Origin of the sequence: Garicola koreensis (genome assembly GCF_014195445.1) — a bacterium.
GTDB lineage: Bacteria > Actinomycetota > Actinomycetes > Actinomycetales > Micrococcaceae > Nesterenkonia > Nesterenkonia koreensis.
Genome location: NZ_JACIBT010000022.1, coordinates 1 through 8,463, shown reverse-complemented (window position 1 = coordinate 8,463; position 8,463 = coordinate 1). Strand labels below are relative to the sequence as shown.

Below are 8,463 nucleotides of genomic sequence, written 5' to 3'. Positions count from 1 at the left end.
GAGCCGAAGAACCCGCGGGAGGCTGACAGCGGCGAAGGATGGGCGGAGGTGATCACCTCGGTGTGATCGCCAGCATCGAGCAGCGGCTGCAGCTTCCGTGCCTGGGCGCCCCACAGAATGGAGACCAGCGGTGTGCCGCGCCCCACCAGCGCACGGACCGCAGTCTCCGTGATCGCCTCCCAGCCGATTCCGCGGTGTGAGGCCGGGCTGCCAGCGGCCACGGTCAGCACTCGGTTGAGCATCAGCACCCCCTGGTGTGCCCAGTGGCTCAGATCTCCGTGGGCGCTGGGATCTGCTCCCACATCCTGCTGCAGCTCGGTGAAGATGTTCCGCAGGCTGCGCGGCAGCGGCCGCACATCCGAGGACACGGCGAAGGACAGGCCGATCGGGTGGCCCGGCGTGGGGTAGGGGTCCTGGCCGATGACCAGAACCTTGACCTCAGCAAAGGGCTGGCGGAAGGCCCGCAGCACGTCTTGGGGCGCCGGCAGGACGTGTTCGCCGTCGTCGCGCCTGCGCTGGACCTGATCACGGACGCTGTGGAACTGTTCCTGGGCCGGCGCCAGGGCGCGCTCCCACCCTGCTTCCAGCGGCGCGATCAGGGATGCGGAGACGCTCATCCCACCAACCCTAGGACACCGACCACCTGTAAGACACCAGCCACCTGTAGGACACCGGCCGCGGTCACCTGCTGAAACTGCGCGTTTGTGTTCACCGCCGCGGCGGCACGGTCGTAGGATGTGGCTGAAGGCCATTGCAGCTGCGCTCGCCGGGCTCGGCTTGACCTAGGCCAGCACCGACATGAGGATCAAGAGATGACGCAGCACCCCCACGATGAGTTCGACGACGTCCCACCGTATAAGTCGGACGAGGTCGGTAAGCACCGTGCGCCCGGCTCACCTGCGGCTGCCGCCGGCGGGGCCAGAGGCGGGTTGAAATGGATCGGGCTGCTCGCCGCCTTCGTGCTGGTCATCGGCGCCATCGCCTACGTCGTCTCCCAGTTCGGCTCCGACGAGGAAGGGCCCACCGCAGAGTCCGAGGACCAGCAGACGGCCGGCGCGGAGGAAACCGGTGAGCCCGAGGCCCAGAACGGTGAGGGGACCGACGGCGAGGGATCCGACGGCGACGCCCAGAACGGTGAGACCGCAGAGGACGGCGAGGAGGAGACCCCGGAGGAGACCCCGGAGGAGACCCCGGACGTGGACATGGACTACGGGTTGATCGTCTACAACTACGACGGGACCCCGGGTGTGGCCGGATCGGTGCGCGAACAGCTGGACTCCGCAGGTTTCAACGTGGTGGATCAGCAGAACTGGACCCAGGGATGGACCACCTGCGAAGAGTCCGCACCGGTGGTGGTGCACCCTCCGGCTGAGGAGGAGCTTGCCGCGGTGATCGCCGATGAGCTCGGTGCCGCCACCTGCGCCAGCGACGGCTGGAGCGACGCCGAGGTCATCGCTGTGGTCGTCGGAGCTGACAGCCTGCCCTAGAGCGGCGGTGCGCCGAAGCCCCGCATGAGCCTCCGCTGCGTCCGCGGCGGCAGTCAGTTGTGGACCATTGCCTTGCACTCGCCGGTGGAGAGTGCTAAAAATTGAGTTAGCACTCTCGTGTCGAGACTGCTAAAACGAACCCTTCAGGTGAGGCCACGCAACGCCCTTGGTGACTCTTGGGCCGGCCGTCCGTCGCGGGCATCTGATTGAGGTTTCACGCATTGACGCGAAACGTCCGAATCTACTGAGTCCAGAAAGGACACGTGCCGATATGGCAAAGACCATTGCATTCGACGAAGAGGCCCGCCGTGGCCTCGAGCGAGGCCTGAACAGCCTCGCTGATGCCGTCAAGGTCACCTTGGGACCCCGCGGCCGCAACGTTGTGCTCGAAAAGTCCTGGGGCGCGCCCACCATCACCAACGACGGCGTCTCCATCGCCAAAGAGATCGAGCTTGAGGACGCCTACGAGAAGATCGGCGCCGAGCTCGTCAAAGAGGTCGCGAAGAAGACCGACGACGTCGCCGGTGACGGCACCACCACCGCCACTGTGCTCGCACAGGCGCTGGTGAAGGAAGGCCTGCGCAACGTCGCCGCAGGTGCTGACCCCATGGGGCTGAAGCGCGGCATCGACCAGGCAGTGGAAGCTGTCACCGCAGAGCTGCTCAGCTCAGCCAAAGAGGTCGAGACCACTGAGCAGATCGCTGCCACAGCCTCCATCTCCGCAGCTGACCAGCAGATCGGTGAGCTGATCGCCCAGGCGCTCGACAAAGTCGGCAAGGAGGGCGTGGTCACCGTTGAGGAGTCCAACACCTTCGGCCTGGAGCTGGAGCTGACTGAGGGTATGCGCTTCGACAAGGGCTACCTCTCCGGCTACTTCGTCACTGACTCCGACCGTCAGGAAGCAGTCCTGGAGGACCCCTACATCCTCATCGTCAACTCCAAGATCTCCGCGGTCAAGGACCTCATCGGGGTGCTGGAGCAGGTTATGCAGTCCGGCAAGCCGCTGCTGGTCATCGCTGAGGATCTCGAGGGCGAGGCTCTGGCAGCCCTGGTAGTCAACAAGCTCAAGGGCACCTTCAAGTCAGTTGCTGTCAAGGCTCCCGGCTTCGGCGACCGCCGCAAGGCCATGCTCGCCGACATCGCCATCCTCACCGGTGGCCAGGTCATCGCCGAAGAGGTGGGCCTCTCCCTGGAGAACGCGACGATGGACCTGCTGGGCACCGCCCGCAAGGTCGTTGTCACCAAGGACGAGACCACTATCGTCGAAGGTGCCGGTGACGCTGACGAGATCTCCGGCCGGGTCAGCCAGATCAAGGCTGAGATCGAGAACTCCGACTCCGACTACGACCGCGAGAAGCTCCAGGAGCGGCTGGCGAAGCTGGCCGGCGGTGTGGCCGTGATCAAGGCCGGTGCCGCCACCGAGGTCGAGCTGAAGGAGCGCAAGCACCGTATCGAGGACGCGGTGCGCAATGCCAAGGCTGCCGTGGACGAGGGCATCGTCGCCGGCGGCGGCGTCTCGCTCATCCAGGCCGGCGCACGCGCGTTCGAGAACCTGTCCCTGCAGGGTGATGAGGCAACCGGCGCGAAGATCGTGCGGTTCGCCGTCGAGGCTCCGCTGAAGCAGATCGCGATCAATGCTGGCCACGAGGCCGGCGTCGTCGCCGAGAAGGTCCGCGGGCTGCCCATCGGTCACGGTCTCAACGCCGCAACCGGTGACTATGAGGACCTGCTTGAGGCTGGTGTGGCTGACCCGGTGAAGGTCACCCGCTCTGCTCTGCAGAATGCAGCCTCCATTGCTTCACTGTTCCTGACCACTGAAGCCGTGATCGCCGATAAGCCGGAGAAGACCCCGGCCGGTGCCGGCGCAGGTATGGACGATGGAATGGGGGGCATGGGCGGCATGATGTAGTTTCCGCCCCTCTACGTGAAAAGCCCCGCAGAGCAACACGCTCTGCGGGGCTTTTCGCATCGTCAGTGCCCGAACATCCGCGCGTTGGCCTGCTCAGTGTCCTCATACTGCTGGGACGCCATCGCCATCGTCTGACGCACGCTGGCCAGCGACTGCTCCACCTGCACCTGGGTGGAGCGCCACTGGGTCAGCACATCCTGAAAGGCGATGGAGGCCGACCCCTTCCACGTCTCCTGGAGCTGGCGGAGCTGGCCCTCCATGGAGCTGACATCGGACTGGATGCGGCTCAGCGTCGCTTCTACTGTGCCAGCCTTGGCGGACAGGTCAGCGGTGTCGATCTGGAACACTGCCATGATTCGTCCCTTCCTGCGGATGATGGGTGGGTTCAGCGGAGGCAGGGATGCGACCGCACTTCCACCGTAGGAGCCTTCCAACCCGGGCAGCGGCCGCAGGGCCTGGGGCTGGGGACAGCTCGGCGCGGCCGGAGACAGGACTCAGCCGTGGGGAAAACTAGTGATCGCCTCTCAGCCGGCGAGTGCCGGCGGCCACATCAGTCAGTCCTCGTGATGACCTCGGGCGGCGGCTCGCAGGTGCTCCAGATCGTCGTCGTCGACGTCATTGTCATCGTCGTCTGACTCATCCGGTTCCGGACCCTCAGTCTTGGGCAGCCGCAGGGTCATCGTCGCCCCACCGCCGGCGGTGTCGGAGTGGCGCACGCTGCCGCCGTGCTGGGCGGCGATGGCCGCACAGATGGCAAGACCCAACCCAGTTCCCCCCGTTTCACGCTGCCGTGAGTTGTCAGCGCGGTAGAAGCGTTGGAAGATCTTCTCGGCGTCCTCAGCACTGATCCCCTCACCGTGGTCGCGGACCTGCAGGACGGACTCTGGGTGCTCATTGTCGGCGGTCTCTGTGCCCACCGCCAGTTCGATGGGTGTGCCCTCAGGCGTATAGCGCAGGGCATTGGTGACCAGATTGGTGACGACCTGCCGAATGCGGCCCTCATCGCCGTGGATCGGTGCCGAGCTCGATGAGGCGCCGGTGAGGCCGAGGACCTGGACATCCCGTTCGGGGGCGTTGACCGTCAGGTCCATGACCGCCTCGTGGGCGATGATGTTCAGATCCATGGGGGTGATCTTCGGCGGACGCTGTTCGTCGAGTCTGGCCAGCGTGAGCATGTCTTCAACCAGCTGGCCCATTCGGGTGGCTTCGGACTCGATGCGTCCCATAGCAGCGCCGACCGCCTCAGGGCGGTCATCCAGCCCGCCGTGACGGTGCAGCTCGGAGAAACCGCGAATGGTGACCAATGGGGTGCGCAGCTCGTGGGAGGCGTCCTGGATGAAGCGTCGCATCGTCTGTTCAGACTCCACCTGGGCCTGGAACGCAGACTCGATCTCACTGAGCATGACGTTCAGCGACGCGGCAAGGCGGCCGATCTCAGTATCGGCCGGGGCTGAGGTCTGCACGCGTTGGGAGAAGTCACCCTCTGCGATCGCCCCTGCGGTCTTCTCAACCCGCAGCAGCGGGCGGAAGGCCCGGGTCACCAGGGAATAGGCAATGATGGAAGCACCCAGGGTCGCCAGCAGCCCGATGGTGGCAACCAAGAAGGTCGCCCGCTCCACCGCGGTCTCCACCTGATCAAGCGACTGGGCGATGATGAGGGTCTCCTCAGCCTCGGAGCGCACCCTGACATGTATCCGGAATCCGCGCGAATTCTCATCCGTGCCCGGCACGCTGAAGGACTCACCGTGCAGGTCAACGGCCTCCTCGTAGGTCAGCAGCGGGAATTCCGGAAGGTCCGCCGTCTCTATGGCCGGGTGAGTGGAGTTCAGCGGCTCACCGTCCTCATCGAGCAGCCAGCCGTAGAACCGCAGGAAGTTGATGGACCCGCGCGGCTCGTCCTGCCCGGCATCGGTCAGGTAGTAGGAGACGTCATAGGCGTTGACGGCATTCTCCTCATCCATATTCCGGATCAGCTCCTGCCGGAACAGGGACGCGGAGACGAACGTGGTGACCACCAGCGTCAGCAGCAGCAAGCTGGTGGTGATGGTCACCAGCTGAGTGCGCAGGGACTGTCTCCGCCAGGCTCGGGAGACGGCGGAGAAGAAGCGCATAGGGAGATTCTAGATGCTTAGAGCTGAAGCGGCTGCGCGTCGCCCCGTTCGTCAGTGGATCAGGGACTCACACCGCGGCTGCGCTGACGGCGCTCCCAGGTCTGCAGCACATAGCCCACACCGCGTTTGGTCTGAATGGCCGGCGCCCCTTCAGTGCCCGATTCGATCTTGCGGCGCAGATAGGAGATGTAGGACTCCACGATCGAGGCGTCGCCGTTGAAGTTGTACTCCCAGACGTGGTCGAGGATCTGCTGCTTGGACAACACCCGGTTCGGATTCATCATCAGGTAGCGCAGCAGCTTGAACTCAGTGGGGGACAGCTCGATGATCTCACCCTCGCGGCGAACCTCATGAGCGTCGTCGTCCAGCTCCAGGTTGTCGAAGGTGATGATGGCGTCGTCGTCGCTGTAGGGAGCAGTGCGGCGCAGCACCGCCTTGATGCGCGCCACCACCTCATCCAGCGAGAACGGTTTGGTGACGTAGTCATCGCCGCCGACAGTCAGGCCGGTGATCTTATCGTCGGTGTCATCGCGGGCAGTGAGGAAGAGCACCGGGAAGTGCTTGCCCGCCGCGCGCAGCCGCCGGGTCACGGTGAAGCCGTCCATATCGGGAAGCATCACGTCCATGACGGCCAGATCGGGCTGGAACTCCTCGGCGGTGTTCAGCGCCTCCCGCCCGTTCGAGGCGGCGGCCACGTCGAAGCCGGCAAAGCGCAGGGACGTCGCCAGGAGTTCACGGATGTTGGGCTCATCGTCGACGACGAGCAGCTTGGGGTCCGGAGTTTTCTCAGTCACGGGTGTCAGTGTCCCTCCCAATCCTGGTGGTCACCTGGATGCTCCCTGTTCACTTGATCAGCACATCCGCTCAAGGGTGCTGAGTGCGGGCCTGAGGCCTCACCAGATCTGCGCACGCAGGCGCCGGCGTCGTCTCATATCCAGCACCACATAGCCGCACAGCAGGACAAATCCGACGGGAAGGCCCCACAGCGCCGTCCCGAACAGAGCGGGGTGAGGTGTGACCCCGGCAAAGTAGATGCCCAGAATCAGCAGCACAGACACTACAGCGGCCGCGGTGCTCGCCACCGCCAGAAACAGAACCGCGCGCGACGCGGGAGCGGGAACAGAAGACATAGTCCGATTCTAAACCGTCAGCGGCTGGGGGTAGGCTGGATGTTCTGGTTCATCAGCAAGACTGTGACGGACGAGGCTCTTACCTGGTGGCGCAGCACACTGGCAGGAGGGCCTCCTCCTGAAGAAAGGACAAGGGAGAACGACGTGCCCACCGGAAAAGTGAAGTGGTTCGACGCCGAGAAGGGCTTCGGGTTCGTCACCGGCGACGACGGCCAGGAGGTCTACCTTCACACATCCGTGCTGCCCCCGGAGGTCGGCTCAGTGAAGGCCGGCACTCGTTTGGAGTACGGGATCGCCGACGGTCGGCGCGGCAAACAGGCGCTGAGCGCCCGCGTGCTGGGAGAGCAGCCCTCCGTGGCTCGGGCTGCCCGCAAACCCGCCGCCGAGATGGGCGAACTGGTCCAAGATCTGGTGAACATGCTGGACAACACCACCGGGCAGCTGCGCAACGGACACTATCCCAAGCCGGAGCAGTCCAAAAAGATCGCAGCCCTGCTGCGCCGAGTGGCGGAGGACTTCGATGCCTAGCTATAAGAAGGACGCAGTGCTCGCAGAAGCGCTCGACGACGCCCGCGAAGCACTGGCCGATGTGGCCGACGACGAGCAGGTCGGCGGCCACCTGAGCGCTTCAGCGCAGGGCGACCGCCTGCTCACACACCGGTTCGCCGCCGACCGCCCCGGTTACCCGGGATGGGAATGGTTCGTCACCCTGGCCCGGGCCCCACGCAGCAAGAAGGTCACCGTCTGCGAAGTCGGACTGCTGCCGGGTGAGGACGCGCTGCTGGCACCGGAATGGGTGCCCTGGGCCGAACGGGTCACCGACGACGAGAAGGACGCTGTGCAGGCTTAGCCGCCTGCCGCATCAGCTGTCCAGGACGTAGTCGATGCAGGCCAGCAGGTCTGAGACGTCCTGGGGAGGCGTGGCCACAAAGGTCGCAACGCGCAGCTGGTTGCGGCCCAGCTTCCGGTAGGGCTCGACGTCGACGATCCCGTTGGCGCGCAGGGTCGAGGCCAGCTGCGCCGCATCGACCGTCTCATCGAAGTCCACAGTGACGATGACGTTGGACCGGTCCTGAGAATCCTGCACAAAAGGTGCCGCCACACGGTGGGCTTCGGCCCACCTGTATATGAGGCCGGCCGACTCGGCGGTGCGGGCGGCGGCGAAGTCCATCCCCCCGGACTCGTTGAGCCACCGGATCTGCGCCTCCAGGGTGACCAGAGTGGCCAGCGCCGGAGTGTTGTACGTCTGGTTCTTCCGCGAGTTCTCGATCGCCGTGGTCAGGCTCAGAAAGTCGGGGACCCACCGCTCTGCAGCCAGCTTCTGCGCCCTGGCCAACGCAGCCGGAGACATCACGGCCAGCCACAGGCCGCCGTCAGAGGCGAAGTTCTTCTGCGGGGCGAAGTAGTAGACGTCAGTTTCGGCAATGTCTACGGTCAGCCCTCCGGCAGCTGAGGTGGCATCGACGACGACGAGAGCGTCGTCGTCGGCTCCTGCGACACGGTGCACTGGTGCTGCCACACCGGTCGAGGTCTCGTTCTGCGGCCACGCGTAGACGTCGACTCCGGACTCAGCCTGCGGCACCGGCCGCGTTCCGGGCTGAGCAGTCAGAACTGAGGAGTCCTGCAGGAACGGCGCCCGGTCAGTGGCCTTGGCGAATTTGGCGCCGAACTCCCCGAAGGACAGGTGCTGAGCCTTGGACTCCACCAGGCCGAAGCTCGCCGCGTCCCAGAATGCGGTGGAGCCGCCCACGCCCAGCACCACCTCGTACCCGTCCGGCAGCGAGAACAGGTCGGTGAGACCCTCACGGATGCCGCCGACCAAGTTA

At 65.2% G+C, this 8,463-nt stretch carries 10 protein-coding genes; 4 read left to right on the top strand and 6 right to left on the bottom strand.

Annotation, left to right across the window (positions count from 1 at the left end):
- Window positions 1–617, bottom strand: a 617-nt coding sequence (locus tag FHX47_RS10435) for a uracil-DNA glycosylase (protein ID WP_183358865.1), incomplete at its 3' end; no start/stop codon positions are given.
- A gap of 195 nt (window positions 618–812) precedes the next feature.
- Between FHX47_RS10435 and FHX47_RS10430 the strand changes: the two genes are divergently transcribed.
- Both FHX47_RS10430 and groL read left to right on the top strand, forming a co-directional pair.
- A complete protein-coding gene (locus FHX47_RS10430; protein WP_183358864.1) occupies window positions 813–1,487 on the top strand; it encodes a LytR C-terminal domain-containing protein in 675 nt (224 codons plus the stop codon).
- A gap of 271 nt (window positions 1,488–1,758) precedes the next feature.
- Window positions 1,759–3,396 carry a chaperonin GroEL gene (gene groL, locus FHX47_RS10425; RefSeq protein WP_183358863.1) on the top strand — a complete coding sequence of 546 codons (1,638 nt, stop codon included), beginning with the start codon at window positions 1,759–1,761 and terminating at the stop codon, window positions 3,394–3,396.
- A 62-nt stretch (window positions 3,397–3,458) separates the two neighbouring features.
- Here groL and FHX47_RS10420 read toward each other — a convergent pair whose 3' ends face one another.
- From FHX47_RS10420 to FHX47_RS10405, 4 genes are all read right to left on the bottom strand, one after another.
- On the bottom strand, window positions 3,459–3,749 hold the full coding sequence (locus FHX47_RS10420; RefSeq protein WP_183358862.1) for a WXG100 family type VII secretion target: 291 nt from the start codon (window positions 3,747–3,749) through the stop codon (window positions 3,459–3,461).
- A 201-nt stretch (window positions 3,750–3,950) separates the two neighbouring features.
- Entirely contained in the window at window positions 3,951–5,507 is a 1,557-nt protein-coding gene (locus FHX47_RS10415; protein WP_183358861.1) for a sensor histidine kinase, read from the bottom strand.
- Window positions 5,508–5,566: 59 nt separating this feature from the next.
- Window positions 5,567–6,301 carry a response regulator gene (locus FHX47_RS10410; protein ID WP_183358860.1) on the bottom strand — a complete coding sequence of 245 codons (735 nt, stop codon included), beginning with the start codon at window positions 6,299–6,301 and terminating at the stop codon, window positions 5,567–5,569.
- A gap of 99 nt (window positions 6,302–6,400) precedes the next feature.
- A complete protein-coding gene (locus FHX47_RS10405; protein ID WP_183358859.1) occupies window positions 6,401–6,637 on the bottom strand; it encodes a hypothetical protein in 237 nt (78 codons plus the stop codon).
- Window positions 6,638–6,781: 144 nt separating this feature from the next.
- Between FHX47_RS10405 and FHX47_RS10400 the strand changes: the two genes are divergently transcribed.
- Both FHX47_RS10400 and FHX47_RS10395 read left to right on the top strand, forming a co-directional pair.
- The gene (locus FHX47_RS10400; protein ID WP_183358858.1) at window positions 6,782–7,165 is read left to right on the top strand and encodes a cold shock domain-containing protein; all 384 of its coding nucleotides are present in this window, start codon (window positions 6,782–6,784) and stop codon (window positions 7,163–7,165) included.
- Window positions 7,158–7,487 (top strand): DUF3027 domain-containing protein, encoded by a 330-nt coding sequence (locus FHX47_RS10395; protein ID WP_183358857.1) that lies wholly within the window; start codon window positions 7,158–7,160, stop codon window positions 7,485–7,487. The genes FHX47_RS10400 and FHX47_RS10395 overlap by 8 nt, the downstream gene beginning before the upstream one ends.
- Window positions 7,488–7,499: 12 nt before the next feature.
- Here FHX47_RS10395 and serC read toward each other — a convergent pair.
- The coding region (gene serC / locus FHX47_RS10390) for a phosphoserine transaminase (protein WP_183358856.1) at window positions 7,500–8,463 on the bottom strand (964 nt) is incomplete at its 5' end.

Coding starts and splice junctions, on each gene's coding strand:
- FHX47_RS10430 (WP_183358864.1), top strand. CDS start 813: ATGACGCAGCACCCCCACGATGAGTTCGACGACGTCCCACCGTATAAG.
- groL (WP_183358863.1), top strand. CDS start 1,759: ATGGCAAAGACCATTGCATTCGACGAAGAGGCCCGCCGTGGCCTCGAG.
- FHX47_RS10420 (WP_183358862.1), bottom strand. CDS start 3,749: ATGGCAGTGTTCCAGATCGACACCGCTGACCTGTCCGCCAAGGCTGGC.
- FHX47_RS10415 (WP_183358861.1), bottom strand. CDS start 5,507: ATGCGCTTCTTCTCCGCCGTCTCCCGAGCCTGGCGGAGACAGTCCCTG.
- FHX47_RS10405 (WP_183358859.1), bottom strand. CDS start 6,637: ATGTCTTCTGTTCCCGCTCCCGCGTCGCGCGCGGTTCTGTTTCTGGCG.
- FHX47_RS10395 (WP_183358857.1), top strand. CDS start 7,158: ATGCCTAGCTATAAGAAGGACGCAGTGCTCGCAGAAGCGCTCGACGAC.